Source organism: Planctobacterium sp. R6 (assembly GCF_055755215.1).
The window spans coordinates 1-20,594 of record NZ_JBVTQY010000002.1 but is presented as its reverse complement, the minus strand read 5'-3'; the positions used below and the strand labels follow the sequence as shown (position 1 = coordinate 20,594).

Below are 20,594 nucleotides of genomic sequence, written 5' to 3'. Positions count from 1 at the left end.
TTAACTGACCCGGGTTAAATCTGGCAGATCGCGATGGATATCATCGAGTTTTTGCTCTGTCAGGTTGTAAAACTTCATTACCACGGCCACCAGGATAAAACTGATGGCCGGATACAGAGTAAAGGACAACAATATGCCTTGTTTCGCGACATCGGTTTGCTCTGTGTCAGCGACGTAGCCATATGCAGCCAATAACCAACCCGCTATTGCGCCACCGATGGCCAATCCCAATTTAATAAAAAACACTACCGAAGAATACACCAGGCCGTTGATCCTGATACCGCTTTTCCAATGCCCATAATCCACCACATCGGCCATTTTAGCCCAAAGCAATGGCGTACCAATCTGCAAGCTGAAACACCATAAGAAGTACAGTGCAAAAGCTAATATAATCTGCTGATCGCCCACAAAAAAAGCAGCAATGGAAAAACCGGCAGCAATCAGTTGCATCGCAATATACAACTTGATTTTGCATATCCGTTTAGCCAGGTAAGCCGAATACGCACAACCTAAAATATTGCCAATCATGCCCAAAGTCACAAACCAGGTAATCAAATCTTCTCTGAGCAGGTAGTACTTCACATAATAAATGGCCAGCGTTGAGCGCATCACAATGCCGGTTAACACAAAAATGGCGGCCAGACACAAAATTCGCCATTGGTCGTTATGCCATAAAATAGCCAGTTCTTTTTTGAAGTCAGATTTTTGCGTTACCGGTGGATGCACGCGTTCTTTAGTACCGGCAAAACACAATAAAAACAGGATCACACCTAAAATACTCATGGCCGTGATCGTTAACTGATATCCTCTGGCTTTATCGCCTTGTCCTAACAAATCTACCAGAGGGATAGTCAGCGCCGTAACTAACAGTCCACCAAGCATGCCAAATACAAAGCGATAAGACTGGATTGAAACCCGCTCTCTTGGATCAGCGGTCAAGACTCCCCCCAGCGCAGAATAAGGAATATTGATAGCCGTGTAGGCCATCATTAACAACGTATAGGTGACAAAGGCATATATCATCTTGCCATTTTCGGACAGTTCCGGCGTGGTAAAGGCCAGAATACTGATCACCGCAAAGGGGATCGCTAACCAGAGTAAATAAGGGCGAAATTTGCCATATTTGGTATTGGTGCGGTCAGTCAACGCCCCCATCAGAGGGTCAGTGATGGCATCAACGACCCGGACCGCTAAAAACAATATGCCGACGACCGCCGGAGAAATACCGAAGATATCGGTATAAAAAAATGACAGGAACAGCATGACCGTTTGAAAAATGATATTGCTTGCGGTATCCCCTAACCCGTAAGCCACTTTTTCTTTTACTGATACCATTTAGCTTTTCATCCCCAAATAATGCGCACAACACTTACCGAGCCAACAGAAATTCCCGATAGGCAAGGCCACTTTGTTTTATGATTCTTTTTTGATCCTGATAGTCTACGTAAACAATACCAAATCGTTTTAAATAGCCTTCTGCCCATTCAAAATTGTCCATCAGACTCCAGGCAAAATAGCCGCGAATATCTACTCCCAGTGCCATGGCTTGTTCAACAGCATGCAGATGCGTTCTGAAATAAGCAACGCGTGCTTTGTCTACAACGGCACCGTCTTTCAACACATCCGGCATTGCCGCGCCATTTTCGGTTATGTACATGGGTGGTAGCTGATATTGTTCATGAAGTTGCACTAAAATATCCGTTAAGCCTTGCGGGTAAATCTCCCACCCCATATCAGTGAGTGGCAAGGGCTTTTTGGAAGATTCCCGGAATCCCTCCTGTGGATCGGCAACATACCTTTCACGTGTATAGTAATTAATTCCAAGATAGTCCAGCTTTGCCGCTATTATTTCCAGATCACCATCCACAATATCGGGTTTTTCTTCTTCAGGTAGTTGTTCAATAAGCGTGGGATATTCGCCGGTTAGCAGTGGGCAGATGTACCACTGATTAAAGTGTTCGTCGGCCAGTCTGGCGGCAATTTGATCCTCATGGCTATCAGTTTCACCATATCTGGGACTGACATTGACCACGATGCCACTTTCACTGTCAGGGCAATTCTGGCGCAGCTTTGCCATTGCCAAACCATGTGCCAGCAATAAATAATGTGCGGCTTTTTTACCAAACTCACGCCCGACTTTGCCGGGAGCATGAACGCCAATTTCATAGCCCAGGTAAGCGCTACAAAACGGTTCGTTTAACGTGGCCCAGGAATACACGTATTCTCCGAGCGCTTTACTGACCACATCAGCATAATGGGCAAACTGATAAGCCGTTTCCCGATTAAGCCAGCCGCCGGCATCTTCAAGGTATTGTGGCAAATCCCAGTGGTACAGGGTTACGTATGCTTTAATATTAAGGGCTTTTAATCGCTTGAGAATATTGAGGTAAAACTGAATTCCCTCAGGTTTTACATTCCCCTGTGCATCCACTACGCGGCCCCAGGAAATGGAAAAGCGATAGGCATCAACGCCCAGATGCGATATCAACTCCAGGTCTTCATGCCATAACTCGTAATGATTGCAGGCGATGTCCCCGTTGGAGTTGTCACGAATTGCTCCCTCTTTTGCGCAAAACGTATCCCAAATGTTTCGGTCACGGGTATTAATTCCACCTTCAATCTGAAAAGCAGCAGTGGCGACACCAAAACAAAAGTTCTTCTTTCGTAGCGGAGAATGTGGAGCAATATCTAATTTCATAACAGAGTTTATCCGGCAGAATTCAGCAATAATATAGGCTGCTACTAACGGGCAATCTTCACTACCCGGCTTTGGTTTCGCTTGAGAATCGTCAGCAACCATCCTGTAAGCGCTTACATTTTCACTCAAAAAAATTTGTTAAGAAAATTTAAATGTAAGCGCTTTCATTTATGTTAATGTGTTGTTACAATGCCGTCAAACAAATATTTCATTTATAGTGAAAAAACACTTAGCACTATTACAAGGCGGACAAGTCTATGGCTGGAATTTCAGCGGGAAATACAAATAACGTGCAACCACAGGATGTGCAGATAAATAATCGCTTTGCACTCATTTCGTTAACTTCTTTGTTTTTTATCTGGGGATTGATCACATCACTGAATGACATACTAATCCCACACCTTAAAGGTGTTTTTGAACTTACCTACACTCAGGCAATGTTGGTGCAGTTTTGTTTTTTCAGCGCCTATTTTCTGGTCTCTATCCCCGCCGGACGGCTCATACAAAAATCGGGCTACCAGCTCGGAATCTTCATCGGTTTGGTAACCGCCGCCGTTGGCTGCTTAATATTTATCCCTTCCGCACAAATTCCTGCGTACTGGATGTTCCTTGGAGCGCTATTTATCCTGGCATCGGGGATCACCATATTGCAGGTAGCGGCTAATCCATTAGTTACGCTGATGGGCAAGCCAGAAACGGCATCAGCAAGACTGAATATGACCCAGGCGTTTAATTCCCTGGGAGCCACCGCAGGCCCAATTGTTGGTGGTATTTTGATTTTCGGTGGAACACACGGTGCGGACGGCGCCTCAGTCGATAAAGTGATCGTTCCCTATCTGGGATTAGCCGTTATTCTTATCGCCCTTGGTATCTATTTTAAAATGATCCACATCCCGGATACGCACACCACGGAAGCCAGCGATGCAGAAGTACCGGCCAACGACAGCATCTGGCGACATAAACACCTGATTCTCGGCGCCATTGGCATATTTACCTATGTCGGTGCCGAAGTGTCCATTGGTAGCTTTTTAGTGAGCTATTTAGGCGAAGCCAATATCGGCAATATGTCAGAAGCACAGGCCGCTAATTACGTTGCCTATTTCTGGGGAGGTGCGCTGATAGGTCGTTTTATTGGTGCCGCTCTGATGAGTTATATCGCAGCCAACAAGATCCTGGCGTTCAATGGTGCAATGTCCATCTTATTACTTGCCGCCACCATGAGCTTTGATGGTGCGATTGCCATGTGGTCGGTTATTGCCGTGGGTCTTTGTAACTCCATCATGTTCCCCACCATTTTCAGTCTGGCCATCAAAAAATTGGGCCCTCTAACCAGCCAGGGTTCCGGATTGTTGTGTTTGGCTATTGTTGGCGGTGCGGTAATCCCTCTGTGTCAGGGCGTACTGGCTGACACCATTGGTATTCAGGCCTCATTTGTATTGCCGCTGGTTTGCTATGTCTACATCGCATTTTTTGGCTTTAAGGGCTTTAAGCCCCGCGGAACTGAATACTAACAGACAACCCGAATTCAAAGGTAAGTTACAATGAGTAAAACACTTTCTCTCCTTGCGTCCAGCATTGCGACATTATTATTGGCAGGTTGCCAGCCGGCAGTTACGGAGCAAAATACCGGCGCAGATACTTCTCGGGCTGAACCTAACGTTCATGCAATCTGGCCAAAACTGGATATCGCTATTAAACCTGATGCCGCTGTCGAAGCCAAAGTGAAAGAACTGCTTTCGGGTATGACATTGCCACAAAAAGTGGCACAGGTTATCCAGCCTGAAATCCGGGACATTAGTGTTGAGGATATGCGCCGTTATGGATTCGGCTCCTATCTCAATGGTGGCGGCGCCTATCCGGACAATAACAAACACGCCACTGTATCCGACTGGGTAGCACTGGCGGAGGCCATGTATCAGGCTTCGATTGACGACAGCCTGGATGGTTCCGGCATTCCTACCATGTGGGGTACTGACGCCGTTCACGGTCACAATAACGTGATTGGTGCCACTATTTTTCCGCACAATATCGGTTTGGGTGCCGCGAATGATCCAGACCTGATCAAACGCATTGCGGGCGCAACGTCAATCGAAGTTCAGGCAACCGGTATCGACTGGATTTTTGCGCCTACCGTTGCCGCTGCTCGCGATGATCGTTGGGGCCGAACCTATGAAAGTTATTCAGAAGATCCGGCGATAATCCGGGATTATTCAGAAGCGATAGTGCAAGGCCTTCAGGGTGATGATGAAAGCGGCTTTTTTGGTGACGACAAAGTCATCTCAACAGTTAAACACTTTATCGGTGATGGTGGCACAGAAAAGGGCGACGATCAGGGCAACAACATCGCTGACGAAGCAACCTTATTCACTATCCATGCTCAGGGTTACGTAGGCGGTTTAAGCGCAGGTTCGCAAACTGTCATGGCGTCGTTTAACAGCTGGCATGGTGAAAAAATTCATGGCAAAAAATACCTGTTAACCGATGTGCTGAAAACGCGTATGGGCTTTGATGGTTTTGTGGTTGGCGACTGGAATGGTCACGGTCAGATAAAAGGTTGCAGTAATGAAAACTGTGCTCAGGCCATGAATGCCGGGCTGGACGTTTATATGGTGCCCACCCAAGCGTGGAAACCACTCTATGAAAACCTGATTGCTCAGGTACAATCCGGAGAAATCCCCCAGTCCCGACTTGATGATGCCGTAACCAGAGTGTTGCGCGTTAAAGTGCGCGCCGGTTTATTCGACAAACCATCACCTGCGAATCGACCTCACGCCAACAAACAGTCGCTGATTGGTGCTCAGGCTCACAGAGATATTGCCCGTGAAGCGGTTCGAAAGTCACTGGTGTTACTGAAAAACAATCAACAAACTCTGCCGCTTTCTCCCAATCAGAATGTCCTGGTGGCCGGTGATGCCGCACACAATATTGGCAAACAATCGGGTGGCTGGAGTATTACCTGGCAGGGAACGGGCAACAACAATTCAGATTTTCCCGGTGGTACCTCCATTTACGACGGTATAGCTTCAGTAGTGACTCAGGCAGGCGGTCAAGTTGAGCTGTCTGAGCAAGGTACATTTACTGAAAAGCCGGATGTTGCAATCGTGGTATTTGGCGAGGAGCCTTATGCTGAAGGCAATGGCGATTTAGACAATGTGGAATATCAACGCGGCAGTAAATCCGACCTTGCCCTACTCAAATCACTTAAAGCTCAGGATATCCCGGTGGTTTCTCTGTTTATCAGTGGCAGACCAATGTGGGTGAATCCCGAAATCAACGCTTCTGACGCTTTTGTCGCCGCCTGGTTACCCGGCTCAGAAGGACAAGGCATTGCCGATGTATTGTTCACCGATAGCCAGGGTGAAATCCAACATGATTTTCACGGGAAACTCAGCTTCAGTTGGCCGAAGACACCTCAACAACAAGCCAATAAGGGCGAGGCAGATTACGCTCCGTTATTCCCCTACGGGTACGGGTTAAGTTATCGTTCTGACGCCAAACCAATCACAATGCTGGCTGAGGACAATGGCAGTTCTGGCGCGACACTGGATGATCGGGCCTTATATCAGGGGGCGGTGAAAGCCCCCTGGCAACTGGCCGCGGTCGATGCTCAGGGGCAACAGGTTATGACCGCCAGTGTGCTTAACAGCGATGCAATCAAGGTCAGAACCCGTGACCGACGGGTGCAGGAAGATGCGTTGCAAATAACCTGGCTCAATGACGCGGCATTTGGTTTGTACAGCCCCTTTCCCGATGACCTGATGGGTTTCCTGGAATCCGGAGCCAGCCTGCAGTTTGACGTAAACGTGACCAGCATCAGTGATAGTGTGCAACTCAAATTGATCTGTATGGATAACTGCGTCAACAGCATAGACCTCACCGCAACACTGAGTGCGGCGCAGGGTAACGCCTGGCAAACCGTGCAACTGCCACTGCAATGCCTGGCGAAGCAAGGTGTTAACTTTACAAAAATTATGTCCCCTTTCGCATTGCATGCAACACAAGGGACGCAGTTGCAGATATCCGATGTCATACTCACCAGTCAACCTGAGGAAAGTGCATCCATACCGCAATCCTGTCGGAGTGAACAATAATGTTAAAAAATCCTAAGTTATTATCGCTTTCCCTGGCGTTATTCGCCTGTAACAGTCTGGCTGAACAGCCAGCGCCGGAAAAAGTTAACTGGCAAGACAAAGGCTGGCAGTTAATTTGGCAGGATGAATTTAATGGTTACCGGGTTGATGAGACTAAATGGAGCTATGAAATCAACTGCTGGGGAGGCGGGAATGATGAGCAACAATGTTACGTAGACAAACCCGGCAACTTTGAGTTTATCGACGGCATCATGCATATTTTGGCCAGAAAAGAAGCCCATACCGGCGCCAGTGAAACAGAGGATTCGCCTGCCTGGGATCCAACCCAGACCCGCACCCTCCCCTTTACTTCAGGACGTTTGCGCAGCAAAAACAAAGGAGATTGGCGCTACGGACGGTTTGAAATGCGGGCCCGGCTGCCTCATGGACAAGGCACATGGCCGGCATTCTGGATGCTACCCACTGATAACGTCTATGGCGGCTGGGCCGCTTCGGGCGAAATAGACATTATGGAGGCAGTCAATATCGGGGTTCACACGGACAAATCTGGCACCCTGAGCCCCGAAGCAGAAACCCGGGTTCACGGCACCCTTCACTATGGGCGAACCTGGCCGGAAAATGTGTATTCCGGAACCTGGTACGAATTACCGGGTAAACTCAGTCCGGCAACGGGATTTCACACCTACGCAGTAGAGTGGGAAGAAGGTGAGATTCGTTGGTACATGGATGATGTGCATTATGCTACGCAGCGCTCTTCCGGTTGGTTTTCGGAATTAAAAAGTGATTCAGGTGAGGTAAAAAGCAATCCAGGCCATGCGCCTTTTGATCAACGCTTTCATCTGATCCTGAATCTCGCAGTGGGTGGCGCCTGGGCATCAAATGTTAACGAAAAAGGCATTGATCAGCAGATCTTTCCACAGCGTTTTAGTATTGACTATGTAAGAGCCTATCAATGTAGTAAAGATCCGGAAACAGGCAAAGGCTGTGCGTCAGTTAGTCAGCATGCCAAAGTCGTTACCGGCAAAGACAGTCACTAAAGCGTGTTGATCTTTACGGTGCCTTTTTGCACACAGGCGCAGTCCAATGGATTCGCCACAGGTAACAGGTTGCACCATTAAATAAACAGGTTTTGTGCGGTCAGACGCAAAACCTGTTGCCCTTCTTCCAGCACCACCTCTAAAACGTCACCAACTGCCTGAATTTGCCACCGTCGGTTAATTTGACAGGCCGAATTTGCATCACCGGTTTCAAAATAGGAGAAACCTTGTAAATCGGTTTCAGCAGCAAACACCAATGTCGTGTTGCAGCGCTGTTTAGGATAATAAACGCGCCCTGTGGTCATAGAATCCGTCAGTACCAGTCGCACGGTTTCGCAGGTTTCACCACAGATTGACAACTGATAGAAACCGCCCAGATGTCGACGCTTGTGGTGTATTTTGCTGGGTACCGGTGGAGTTTCGGTGGCATTGACCTGTGCAACTAACAGGGGTAACTTCAGTGAATCGAATCCGGTCAGTGATGCATCGTAGTAATAAAACAGCGGCCGCAACGCCACTTCAATCACCTTACCCCATTGCGACTGAAGGTGCTCCGGAAACAAAACCCGTTCCGTCTCGGTTCGGGGTAACCACAAAAAGATAGCTGTCCAGATAAAGGGCACCACAACTAACGGTGACAGAGACGCATTAATTAGTGGATTTATACGCTGCTTCATTCGACGCGCCCGAATCAGAAAACGGGTGCGCACATACGCAGCCAGACAGATAAACACAACAAAGGTACTCACCAGCACGGCATAGGTCGGTAAAAACACCAGAGCAAAGCTCTTGCGCATCAGGTTAAACGCTTCCTGTGGTATATCTTTTGGCGACTGCACCAGTTGCCTTGACCAATGCCGGGCAACCTCCCCTTCTAAAGCATAGATGTCTTCGGCATGAACAATAGCGGCAACGGAGGGAAATCTGGCTTTGACGATAGTATTCAGGCAGCGGCTAACCGACAATAAAAAACGCTGCTCTGGCGGGCCTGTTGTTGCCTCAGGTAAGGCCGACAAGCTGCAATGATAAACTTCCGATAGGCGCGCAATATCAAATCGTGTGTAGCGGCTTTGAGTCGTTAAGAATGCCTCAAATTGCGCCACAGCAGTATCGATATACAACGTCCTTTCCGGCTCTGAGTTTTTGGTGTTATCCAGCCCTTCAACAATTGGGTAAAAATCATCAATTTTGTCTTTGAATCCCTGATAAATAGCAATAGCAGGTTTGGCTACTTTGGCGGGCAGGCCGGTGTCGAGCAACATCAGGGCGAGTTCATCAGCCAGCACATCACTGGTTTGCAAAGTGTGTAAATAGCTGTCATTCAGGCAAACATGTAACGGCAAATATAAGCGCACCAATTGCTTATGGCTGTTTTCCGCAAGCCGTTCCGCGCCCACAAACCGGTGATAGTCCGGTAGATTGCCATTGCTAAAGAGTCGGTTGGCGGCATTGCCTAATAAGCTGCAATGAACAATATTTTTAGACGCGTTTTTCTCCATCACCAGGTATAGCTCTTTCATTGCGACATAACCCATAATCGTCACCAGAATAAAACATCCCAACTTGATAGAAACACGACGCACAGCACTGGTTCTGTTCAGGCCTTTATGCAGTGATAAACCGATCAGTACTGAAAGTCCAAGCCCGGCGCCTGAAATAACTCTTCCGGTTGTTTCCAATTGGGTCAGATCAGAAATGTGCTCACTGACATAAAGACTATTCACCAGCACGGTCAAAAAATACATCTCCGCCAGCAAATAGCCCACAACGGCAAACAACAACAAGGGTTGCCAGATAAATTGTGATTTTAATCCGGTTTTAGCAGCAACAGACATGGGTGGTATTGGGAGTTATCCGTATCTAATCGTTTCTATTTTTTACCCGCAAAACGCACTGTAAAAAGCGAGATTTACGTCGCGGCAAAACGCCTTCAAGATTCAGTTTAGTTCAGAATGTTAAAAATATGTTGACTTGAGCAACACATATTTTTAACATTGATGAAAGCGCTTACATTATGCGTTATTTTTTGAAGCAAAAATGTAAGCGCTTTCATAAGAAGTACTGCAAGCAAACAAGGAAATTCAGTTTTCCCGTAGCTGAACAGAATTGTTTGACTTGCCCAAATGCGCATTACTCCGTCACAAGCACTTTGCAGCAACACACACGGCTGAGCGACGTAAACGGGGCTAATTAAATAAAATGACTTTGGAGAGCAACATGGTAAGTTACAGAGCGAACAAGCTCACACACATTATCTCAGCTTCCTTACTATCAGCCGGTCTGTTAGGGTGCGGCGGTGGTAGTGACACCACGAATACAATCATAGACCCATCGATCGCAACCCCACCTGTAACGGCCACAGACCAGCCGGACAGTGACTGGGAATTAGTATGGAGCGATGAATTTGACGGCGCCGACATTGATTCTGACAAATGGACCCATGAGGTCAATTGTCAGGGCGGCGGCAACAATGAAAAACAATGTTATACCGATGACCCGCGTAACTCTTTTGTTACTGACGGCATGCTTAATATTGTTGCCATGCCCACCCCCGAAGATCAGGATCTCCCACTGCCCTATACTTCGGCGCGATTAAACACTAAATACAAAGGTGATTTTACCTATGGTCGTTTCGAAGCCCGTATAAAATTACCCCAGGGACAAGGTTCCTGGCCGGCATTCTGGATGCTGCCTACAGATGAAGAATATGGCGGTTGGCCCAAATCGGGTGAAATTGATATTTTAGAAGCGGTTAACCTGGGTGTTGTAGACGCCGAAAGCGGTGTTGCCGAATCTAACATTCACGGTACCTTGCACTATGGATTCGACTGGCCCAACAATATGAGTTCAGGCCAGAGCTATACCCCAACCAGCAACCCGGCTGACGGCTTCCACACATACGCTATCGAATGGCAGGAAGGCGAAATTCGCTGGTATATGGATGGTTACCTGTTTGCGACACAACGCAAATCAGTGGTCAGAAGGCTGAATGACGGTACGGCCGTGGGCCTTTCTCACCGTGGCTGGTTTGTGCCACAATTTAACTCAGTCACCGGCGAAGAAGAAAACGTTTACAGCGCTGCTCCATTTGACCAAAATTTTCATATGATTCTGAATTTTGCCGTTGGTGGAAACTGGCCTGAAAACGTTAACAATTTGGGCATTGATGAAAGTGCCTTTGAAGGCGGTCAGGCCATGCAGGTGGACTATGTTCGGGTTTACGAGTGTTCGTCTGACCGAAACACCGGTAAAGGCTGCGAAACGGTTCGCCCTGGCTATGATGAAGAAGGCGACGGATTGGTAGAAGGCGCAGCGCCTATCCCTACACCGCCCGCTCCACCGTCAGTTGATCCGGTAACCATTTTTGCTGATGAAGAAAATCCAGATTGGCCATTGTGGGACTGCTGCGGCGGTACGACCCCTGAAGTGGTAATGGATGATGCACAACACGGTGCGGTAGCGGAATTTAAAATCCTGGACAACAACGGCACAGTATTGGGCTTTTATGGTCGCGATGCCGGCGCACTGGATGCCTCGCCATCCTTGTCTGATGGTAGCCTGCGCTTTGATATGAAAGTGGTCACAGAACCTACCACCGCCACGAGCTGGTTGTTAAAAGTTGAAGCCAATGGCAATACGTCATTTGCCGAAGTACCTCTGAATGCCAGCACTGAAGGCGCTGATCCGGTATTGGGTGAATGGCAAACCTACACCTTCCCGCTATCCTACCTGTCTGATCAAGGACTGGATGTCAGCGGTATTGATGTCATTATGATTTTCCCGGCCTGGGGCACAGGTGATGGCGCGACATTCCGTGTAGACAACCTGATTGTCGGTCCGGAAGGCAGTGCACCTTCGGTTGAACTGGTACTGTTTGAAGACAGCGCCAATATCGAATGGCCACTTTGGGATTGCTGTGGCGGAACAACGCCGGTTGAAGCCATGGACGATGAAGAGCACGGTACTGTGGCAGAGTTCGAAATTCTGGATAACAACGGTACGGTAATGGGCTTCTTTGGCCGTGACAATGGCCCGTTTGACGCTTCCAGTATTCTGTCTGATGGCGTACTTGAGTTTGACATGAAAGTGGTTAATGCCCCTGCAGGCGAAACCAGTTGGTTGCTCAAGGTCGAAGCGCACGGCAACACTTCTTTTGCCGAAGTTACGCTAAACACCAGTACTCAGGGTCAGGATCCGGTCACCGGCGAATGGCAAACTTACACCTTCCCTCTGCTGGCTTTGTCAGATGCGGGACTGGATGTCAGCGGCATTGATATCGTGATGATTTTCCCGGCTTGGGGAACAGGTGCAGGCGCAACGTACAGAGTAGATAACGCTAAAATCTATGATCCTAATGCTTCCTCAGGTGGCTCAACCGGTCCTCTGTTAGCGGTTTTCGCTGATGCGGAAAACGAAGCTTGGCCGATGTGGGATTGCTGTGGTGGCACTACGCCCGCCGTCGCAATGGACGATGCCGATCATGGTTCTGTAGCGGAATTTCAGATTCTGGACAACAACGGCACTGTGATGGGATTTAACAGCCGTGACAGCGGCGAACCTTTCGATGCCAGTAGCATTCTGACTACCGGGGTATTTCAATTTGAAATGAAAGTGGTATCACCGCCCTCTTCCAGCACAGACTGGTTGTTAAAAATCGAAGCGCATGGCAACACCTCATTCGTAGAAGTACCTTTGAATACCAGTCAGGAAGGCGTGGACCCGGTAACAGGCGAATGGCAAACCTACACCTTTGACTTATTAAGTTTGAGTGATGCTGGTTTAGACGTCAGTGGTATTGATGTGATTATGATCTTCCCTGCATGGGGCACTGGTGAGGGTGCAACCTATCGCGTAGACAATGTCTATGTTGGTAACCCCAGTGACATATCGGGCGGTGGTTCAGGTGGCGGCAGCTCTGCCAACGCCGCTCTGACACTGTTTGCCGACAGCGAAAATGAGAACTGGCCAATGTGGGATTGTTGCGGCGGTACCACACCGGCAGTGCAAATGCTGGATGATGGACATGGCGCAGTGGCTGAATTCCAGATTCTGGATAACAACGGCACTGTGATGGGTTTCAATGGCCGTGATCAGGGACAGGTGTTCGATGCCTCAGCGTATCTTTCTGCCGGTAAGTTCCAGTTTGACATGCGTGTGGTAAATGCCCCCTCAGGCGACACCAGTTGGCTACTCAAAATCGAAGCACATGGTAATACCTCATTTGTAGAGGTGGCATTAAATACCAGTAACGAAGGTTTGGATCCGATCACCGGTGAATGGCAAACCTACAGCTTTGATTTGCTCACCTTATTGGATGCGGGCTTAGACGTCAGTGGTATTGATGTCGTGATGGTTTTCCCGGCCTGGGGCACAGGTGGCGGCGCCATCTACCAAATCGACAACGCTATGTTCACTGAGAATTAATCACACTGCATCGCAGATTGGAATAACGCAACTCTGCAACCCACACTGAAGCATCAGCTTAGGGTTGCAGATACAGCACACAAAAAAGTAGGGTTATTATGAAACAGACCAACTTTTCAAAAAAACGCCTGTCAGCAACCATTTCCATGTTGCTGGGCGCCACAGCATTGTCTCCATTGTCAGCTCAGGAAGTTGAAGAGTCTGCAGAAGACAGTAATGTTGAAATAATTCAGGTATCCGGTATTCGCGGCAGTATGGCCCGCTCCATGGATATCAAACGCGAATCGTCCGGTATCGTAGATGCTATTTCCGCTGAGGAAATGGGCAAATTCCCGGATACTAACCTGGCAGAATCACTGCAACGGATAACCGGGGTGACAATCAGCCGAAGCAATAACGAGGGTAGTGAAATTACCGTTCGTGGTTTCGGCCCCAGTTTTAACCTGTTGACACTAAATGGCCGTCAGATGCCGGGCACCGGCAACTCTCGTTCCTTTGATTTGGCCAATTTATCCTCGGCAGGTGTCAGCACCTTGTCTGTCTATAAATCCAGCCGCGTTGATGTTCCCAGTGGTGGTTTGGGTGCGACAGTTGACATCGAAACCGGTAAGCCTCTGGCTTCTCCTGGGTTAAAGTACACAGTGTCAGCGAAAGGCATTTATGATGAGTCCAATGAGCTGGGTGATGACGTTACCCCTGAAATTGCGGCCATGTACAGCAATACCTTTATGGATAATAAAATTGGTATTTCTATCACGGCCTCCTACCAGGAACGTGATTTCCAACAACAAAGTGCCAACATTCCCGGCTGGCAGGCGAATACCGGACCATTTGGCGCGGCAACAAACAATATCGACCCTCGCCCTGAAGCTACCAGCGAAGAGCAAGATTTGTTAGATGGTGTAGCCGATGGTCGTGTGGGTAACACCTTTTTACCGCGTCAGATATCCTATGATGTCAATGATGTACAACGCTACCGAACTAACACCCATCTGACCTTGCAATTTGCACCTCGCGACGACATGACGTTCACTGCTGATTACCTCTACAACGAGGCAGAAACATCGCTTGAAGGCTATGGATTCGGTATCTGGTTTAACTTCGGCGGCAACGTCACAAATTACGAGTTGGATGAAAATGGTACAGCGACACGCTTTACCGAAGTGCAAAATGATTTTGCCCATTCGCGCACGGCCAGCACGATAGGTGTCGAGCAAGACTCTGTCGGCTTTAACTGGGAATGGCAAATTAATGATGACTTCCACGTTGAGATGGATTATCACGACTCCAAAGTCACCTACGATGATGGTTTAGATGAAGGCACTAACGCCAGCTCGTTGCTGATTATTGCGCCGAATAACATCGTGACCAAAACCTATGATTTCACCAACAGTGAAATACCTCACTTTGAAATGACCTGGCCAAATGGTGCCGCGGAAGCAAATCCGAATGATATTGATCCATTGTTCGCACAATTCTCCCGCAATATCGGCGAATCATCTGTTGAGCAGTTCCAAATTGATGGCAAATGGTTAAACCCCAATGACAGTTTCCTGGTTGATGTGAAAGCGGGCGCGGCCTATACAGAGCAATACTTCGGTGGTCGTACCGGGTTTGGTGGAAACCAGGGGCCGAATGGCTACAATGGCAACCAGGCCGTATTCCCCGACAGTATGTTCACCCGGGTGGAAACCGGTGATCTACTGGACGAATTCGCCGGTGGTGGTAGCGCACTAGGTACCAATTATTATTACGACTGGGATCTGAGTGAGGCGCTGTCCCGATTGCAGGCATACTTTCCAAACTTCAATTCTGACCCATTCAACACGTCAGGCCAGATATCCCAGGGTGATATCAATGAAGAAACCCTGTCGGCTTATCTCGCTGCTAAGATGGAGTTTGAAATTGCAAACCGCATCCTGGATGTCAATGTCGGTATTCGTTACGAAGAAACCGAAATACTCAGCACCAATTTGCAACGTGCCGAGGACTTCCTGGTGTGGTCAAACCCCACCGAATGGCAGTTGAGATTCCGCGAAGGAGATGATGTCTTCGTTTCAGGTACGGGTGAATATGATGTACTGTTGCCCTCTCTGGATCTGAGATATGAAATAATGGACGACATGTTTGTTCGTTTCTCCACAGGTAAAACCATATCACGGGCCTCTTTGGGTAATATGAGTGCCGGGCGTAGCCTGTCCCCTAACCCCAAACCTGGCAGCAGAACTGGTGGCTCAGGTAACCCCGGACTGGAGCCGTTTGAATCCACAAACCTGGATTTGTCGTTTGAATGGTATTACGACGAGGCCAGTTATGTTTCTTTGGGTTATTTCAGAAAAGATGTTAAGAACTTTATCGTCAATGGAGCGAATGTTCTGACCTTTGACGGTTTACGCGATCCCTTTATCGGTCCGCGAGCAACGGCTGCGATTTCTCAATTGGAAGCTGAAGGTATTCAACCGACTGTCACCGCAATTTGGGAACGCATCATCGAAAATGGTGGTGGTGTAGATGACGATTGTTGTCAGACCCAAATTGTTCGCCAGCAGGATGATGATCCACTGGTAGAGTGGCTGGTCAATCAGCCGGTTAACGATCCTTCTGAAAAAACGGTTGATGGTATCGAGTTTGCGATACAACACATGATCGCAGATACCGGCTTTGGGGTTTCATTGAATGCCACGGTTGTGGACAGTGACTCTGAATATGACAACGACCTGTTAGTGGTGCAGGAACCACTGCCAGGTGTCAGTGATTCAGCTAACTTCCAGGTATTCTATGAAGATGATCAGTGGTCAATCAAGCTAACCCATACCTGGCGTGATGATTATCTGATTGGTGTTGGTCAGGAGCAGGGTTCTGCAGATGCGCCTCCTCAGTACTTCCGCGATACCAGTATTACTGATTTCAGTATCAACTATGATCACACTGAAGAGCTGACTATCTTCCTGGAAGGCTACAACATTACCAATGAAACCGAAGAAGGTTACGGTCGCTATCGCAACCAATTCCTGTTCGGCAGACAGTACGGACCGCGTTATGCGCTGGGCGTCAGGTACACCTTTGAATAACAACAAAGGCAATTAAATCAAAGCCGCCTTGTGCGGCTTTTTTTTAATGTTGTACACTTTAAAAAAGTGAATTTGGAGTCCGATTTGGATAAAGAGATCAGAAAAGTGGTTATTGTCGGTGGGGGTTCCGCTGGCTGGCTTACCTGCGCAGTACTGGCAGCGGAACACTGTGCCAATTCAGAAAATGGCTTACAGATAACCCTGATTGAATCACCGGATGTAAAAACCATTGGTGTCGGTGAAGGTACCTGGCCCACCATGCGGGGTACGTTGCGCAAAGCCGGTATTCGCGAAACCGACTTTTTCAGAGAGTGCGATGCCTCATTCAAACAAGGGGCCAAATTTGCCCAATGGGTTACCGGTGCAAAGGACGATGCTTATTACCATCCGTTGGTTTTGCCGCAGGGTTATAGCGATATAAACCTGGTCCCCTTCTGGACGGAGCACGCTGATAAAGTCTCTTTTGCTGATGCAGTTTGTTTTCAAAGCCACCTTTGCGAACAGGGGCTGGCTCCAAAACAAAACACCACACCAGAATATGCACATGTTGCGAATTACGCCTATCACCTGGATGCCGGTAAGTTTTCCACCTTTTTGCAGAAACATTGCACCGAAAAACTGGGTGCCGTGCATATTTTAGATCACGTAGAAGGCGTCAACAGCCATGACAACGGCGACATCGCGTCACTGCAAACACGACAACACGGGGCATTGCAAGGCGACCTGTTTATTGATTGCACCGGTTTTAATGCCCTGCTGTTAGGTAAACATTTTGGGATCCCCTTCAAAAGCTGTAAAGAGGTGTTGTTTAATGATACCGCCCTTGCGGTACAGGTTCCCTACCCTGATGAGCAAAGTGCGATAGCCAGTCACACCATTTCAACAGCCCAATCGGCTGGCTGGATCTGGGATATCGGATTACCCACCCGACGGGGCGTTGGCCATGTTTATTCCAGCGCCCATCAATCGCAGGACGGCGCGGAGCAGGAGCTGCGCAACTACCTCAGCGCAAGTATCGGCAAAAAGGCCAATGATTTAACCCTCAGGAAGATTGATATTCAGCCAGGTCACAGAGAAGTGTTTTGGCATAAAAACTGTGTTGCAGTAGGTCTGTCAGCCGGCTTTTTAGAACCTTTGGAAGCCTCTGCATTAGTGTTGGTAGAGCTTTCAGCGGCAATGATAAGTGAGCAAATGCCCGCAACCCGGACCATCATGGACATAGTCGCCAGGCGCTTTAATGATAAATTCCGCTATCGCTGGGATCGCATTATTGACTTCTTAAAACTGCATTATGTGCTCACCAAACGCACAGATAGTGATTACTGGCTCGACAATTGCCGCGCTGAAACCATTCCACAGGAACTGCAGTCCCTGTTACAACTTTGGCGTTATCAGTCTCCCTGGCATCAGGATTTTACTCAGATAGACGAGGTGTTCCCGTCTGCCAGTTATCAGTATGTGCTGTATGGCATGGGTTTCCATACCCAGCCCGGTGCTACGCAAAGACGCTCCGCCAATGAACGGTTAGCGCAACAGCACTTTGCCAAAAATCAGGAAATGACCCGAAAATTGCTCAGTGGATTACCCACTAATAGAGAATTGATCAATAAAATAATAAACTACGGGCTGCAAACCATTTAAGCGTGGTTTTTGCAAACCACGACGAAGAATAATTTACCAAATTAGGGAGCCATGATGGCCAACCACCAATTATTAGACAATATTACCCACAAAGACATCAAAGTTATTACCGCACAACACCCTCAATATGGCGATAACCACAGTTACGCCAGAATTGTTCCCTCGGAGTTAAAAGCGGCACAAGCTGATTACCCATTATTTTTCAGAAAGAACAATGAAACCGGGCAATTCGAAATCATTGCCATGTTCGGTATGGCGGAACAAGAAAACCTGTTTTTGGATGACAATGGCTGGCACGCCCACTACCTTCCCCTTTCGGTGCAACGTCGTCCATTTTTGATTGGCTTCCAAAGTTCTAATGATCCCGCCACCCCTGAAGATAAAGCCGTAGTACACATTGATATGGACAGCCCCCGCATCAGCCAAACTGAAGGCGAGCCGCTGTTTTTGGCGCAAGGCGGACAAAGTCCCTATCTGCAACACATCAGCGCCGTACTCAATGCTCTGCAACAGGGCTGGATGCACACTCAGGCGTTTGTCGAAACCTTGCAGTCACTGGAACTTATGGAGTCGGTCAACCTGAAAGCGAAACTGGACAACGGTGAAAATGTTGAGCTTGCCGGCTTATACACCATTCATGAGGATAAACTGCGGGAACTCAGCGGCGAACAGGTGGCCAGCCTGCACAAAAATGGCATGCTGGAGCTGATTTATATGATGGATGCCTCACTGCAAAATATCGCAAGATTGATAGCGCTTAAAAATAAAAAACTGGCCGCAAAATAGTGCAAAGCATGGCCGAAATTGCGGTTGCTTGTGAGCAGACCTTGCCAGAAGGTCTGCTGGAAAACGCCGCCCCCGTGATTTTGCGGGGCTATGTGAGCGAATGGCCAGTAGTGCAACAATGCCATAACAAGCCAGACGCTGTTATGGCGTATTTAGCGGGTTTTTACAATCACAAGCCCGTGCATGTAATGCGTACAGACGCCAGCAATAACGGCCGTTTGTTTTACAACGAAACGCTGACCGGATTTAATTTTAGTCGCAGCAAAGACTCGTTAGATCAGGTTTTTAACGAATTAAAACAAAGCGAACAATCCGAGCGGGATACCCTCTATGTTGGTTCAACCGCGATAGATCACATTCTTCCGGGCTTTCGTCAGGACAACGATTTACCCGCCTTGCACAGCAAAGCCTTAGTCAGTATCTGGCTGGGTAATCAAAGCCGTATCGCGGCTCACTACGATGCCCCGGATAATATCGCTTGCGTCGTGGCGGGAAGACGCCGGTTTACTTTGTTTCCTCCGGAGCAAATTAAAAATCTGTACATTGGACCGCTGGATTTTACCCCTGCCGGCCAGCCAGCCAGCCTGGTGGATTTTCACAATCCGGACTTAAAACGCTTTCCCTTATTTGAAGAGGCACTGCAGCACGCTGTAGTCGCCGATTTGGGGCCTGGTGACGCAATATACATCCCCAGCATGTGGTGGCACCACGTCGAAGGACTCGCAGACTTTAACGTGCTTATCAATTACTGGTGGCGACAGGTAGACAATTTCATTGGTGCCCCTGCAGATGCGCTAATGCATGCAATTCTCAGTATCCGGGAACTGCCGCCACAGCAAAGAGCATACTGGCGGGAGGTGTTTGAGCACTATGTGTTCTCACCTGAAGAACAAGCGCACATTCCACCGGCTAACAGGGGGATCCTGAATCCACTGGATAATAATACTGCCCGTTATTTGCGTGGACTGCTATTGAACAAGCTCAATCGCTAATTCCCTCCTGTGAAGACTACCCAGCTTTTCGGTAGTTTATCTATACAAAACAACGATTTAATCCTGTTTTATAGTCAATCTCTTACAAGGGTTCGGGAAATTAGCTAATAGCTCAGCAATGCGGATTGCCGGACAATTGCCTCAGAGTTCATTGTGTAACAGCAGAATGCGCAATGTAAAACGGTGAAGCGAAAAAAGCAGTGCAGTTTTTTTCACTTCAGCCGATACAAGCGGAATCCAGGGGAAAAACTATCGGTACTCACTTAGGGTATTGATTATAAACATAATAATGAATAACACTAAAAAACAACAAACCACAGAAAGGATCATTACTTATCTGTTTCAGATGACAGTATGCTGTGGTGTATTTTTGTTGTTGATGGTGCTCAGCCACAGTGTTATTGCTCAACCTGCCATCGTTACTCCGGATAGCAATGTTGACCAGGCCAGACAAGACATTGTAATCGCTGTTTTTGATGATCATGAAAAACAAATTAAGTCTTCCAGGCCTTATGGGCTTTCCTGGCGATTAATCGAAATGGCCGCTGGAGCCGAAAAAGTAAATCTACTTCCTATCGCGACCACCTGGCAATCCGCCATGAACCGACTCAAGGATGAACGCCTGGATCTGGTGTTTGGCGCCTTTAAAACAGAGCAGCGCAGCCAGTGGGCCAGTTTTAGTTTGCCACTGGCGACCGATTATTCAGCCTTGTTTACCACCGTAGAAAACCCCGTGCGGGAATATTCAGACATTAACCTTGAGTACGATACCGTAGGCGGCGTTTTTCAAGGTAGTTGTCGCCTAAGCCGTTAAGCTGCTTCTTTTTTGCTCTCCGGATTAAGTTCCACAACAT

Annotated in this window: 11 protein-coding genes and 1 pseudogene; 9 read left to right on the top strand and 3 right to left on the bottom strand. The window is 48.1% G+C overall.

What is annotated here, in order from left to right; genetic code table 11:
* The gene (locus tag AC0J20_RS01910; RefSeq protein WP_229527828.1) at positions 1-1,335 is read right to left on the bottom strand and encodes a glycoside-pentoside-hexuronide (GPH):cation symporter; all 1,335 of its coding nucleotides are present in this window, start codon (positions 1,333-1,335) and stop codon (positions 1-3) included.
* Between the two features lie 34 nt (positions 1,336-1,369).
* A complete protein-coding gene (locus tag AC0J20_RS01905) occupies positions 1,370-2,698 on the bottom strand; it encodes a GH1 family beta-glucosidase (protein ID WP_229527829.1) in 1,329 nt (442 codons plus the stop codon).
* A 257-nt stretch (positions 2,699-2,955) separates the two neighbouring features.
* On the opposite strand from AC0J20_RS01905, the gene AC0J20_RS01900 reads away from it, so the two are divergent.
* The 3 genes from AC0J20_RS01900 to AC0J20_RS01890 are packed head-to-tail and all read left to right on the top strand — an operon-like array spanning position 2,956 to position 7,826.
* Positions 2,956-4,209: a sugar MFS transporter gene (locus AC0J20_RS01900; RefSeq protein ID WP_229527830.1), complete on the top strand. Its 1,254-nt coding sequence runs from the start codon at positions 2,956-2,958 to the stop codon at positions 4,207-4,209.
* Between the two features lie 30 nt (positions 4,210-4,239).
* Positions 4,240-6,789 (top strand): glycoside hydrolase family 3 protein, encoded by a 2,550-nt coding sequence (locus AC0J20_RS01895; protein WP_473020403.1) that lies wholly within the window; start codon positions 4,240-4,242, stop codon positions 6,787-6,789.
* On the top strand, positions 6,789-7,826 hold the full coding sequence (locus AC0J20_RS01890) for a glycoside hydrolase family 16 protein (protein ID WP_473020402.1): 1,038 nt from the start codon (positions 6,789-6,791) through the stop codon (positions 7,824-7,826). Before AC0J20_RS01895 ends, AC0J20_RS01890 begins: the two co-directional genes overlap by 1 nt.
* A gap of 77 nt (positions 7,827-7,903) precedes the next feature.
* Here AC0J20_RS01890 and AC0J20_RS01885 read toward each other — a convergent pair whose 3' ends face one another.
* Positions 7,904-9,661 (bottom strand): hypothetical protein, encoded by a 1,758-nt coding sequence (locus AC0J20_RS01885; protein WP_473020401.1) that lies wholly within the window; start codon positions 9,659-9,661, stop codon positions 7,904-7,906.
* Positions 9,662-10,043: 382 nt separating this feature from the next.
* Between AC0J20_RS01885 and AC0J20_RS01880 the strand changes: the two are divergent.
* The 6 genes and pseudogenes from AC0J20_RS01880 to AC0J20_RS01855 form a co-directional block, all read left to right on the top strand.
* Positions 10,044-12,704, top strand: a pseudogene (locus AC0J20_RS01880) (family 16 glycosylhydrolase); the annotation flags it as partial.
* Positions 12,705-13,348: 644 nt separating this feature from the next.
* Positions 13,349-16,321: a TonB-dependent receptor gene (locus AC0J20_RS01875; RefSeq protein WP_229527834.1), complete on the top strand. Its 2,973-nt coding sequence runs from the start codon at positions 13,349-13,351 to the stop codon at positions 16,319-16,321.
* An 84-nt stretch (positions 16,322-16,405) separates the two neighbouring features.
* The gene (locus tag AC0J20_RS01870) at positions 16,406-17,962 is read left to right on the top strand and encodes a tryptophan halogenase family protein (protein WP_473020400.1); all 1,557 of its coding nucleotides are present in this window, start codon (positions 16,406-16,408) and stop codon (positions 17,960-17,962) included.
* 54 nt (positions 17,963-18,016) lie between these two features.
* The gene (locus AC0J20_RS01865) at positions 18,017-18,748 is read left to right on the top strand and encodes a SapC family protein (protein ID WP_473020399.1); all 732 of its coding nucleotides are present in this window, start codon (positions 18,017-18,019) and stop codon (positions 18,746-18,748) included.
* Positions 18,749-18,756: 8 nt separating this feature from the next.
* Positions 18,757-19,740: a cupin-like domain-containing protein gene (locus AC0J20_RS01860; RefSeq protein WP_229527837.1), complete on the top strand. Its 984-nt coding sequence runs from the start codon at positions 18,757-18,759 to the stop codon at positions 19,738-19,740.
* A gap of 289 nt (positions 19,741-20,029) precedes the next feature.
* Positions 20,030-20,554 (top strand): type 2 periplasmic-binding domain-containing protein, encoded by a 525-nt coding sequence (locus AC0J20_RS01855; protein ID WP_473020398.1) that lies wholly within the window; start codon positions 20,030-20,032, stop codon positions 20,552-20,554.
* Positions 20,555-20,594 lie beyond the last annotated feature (40 nt).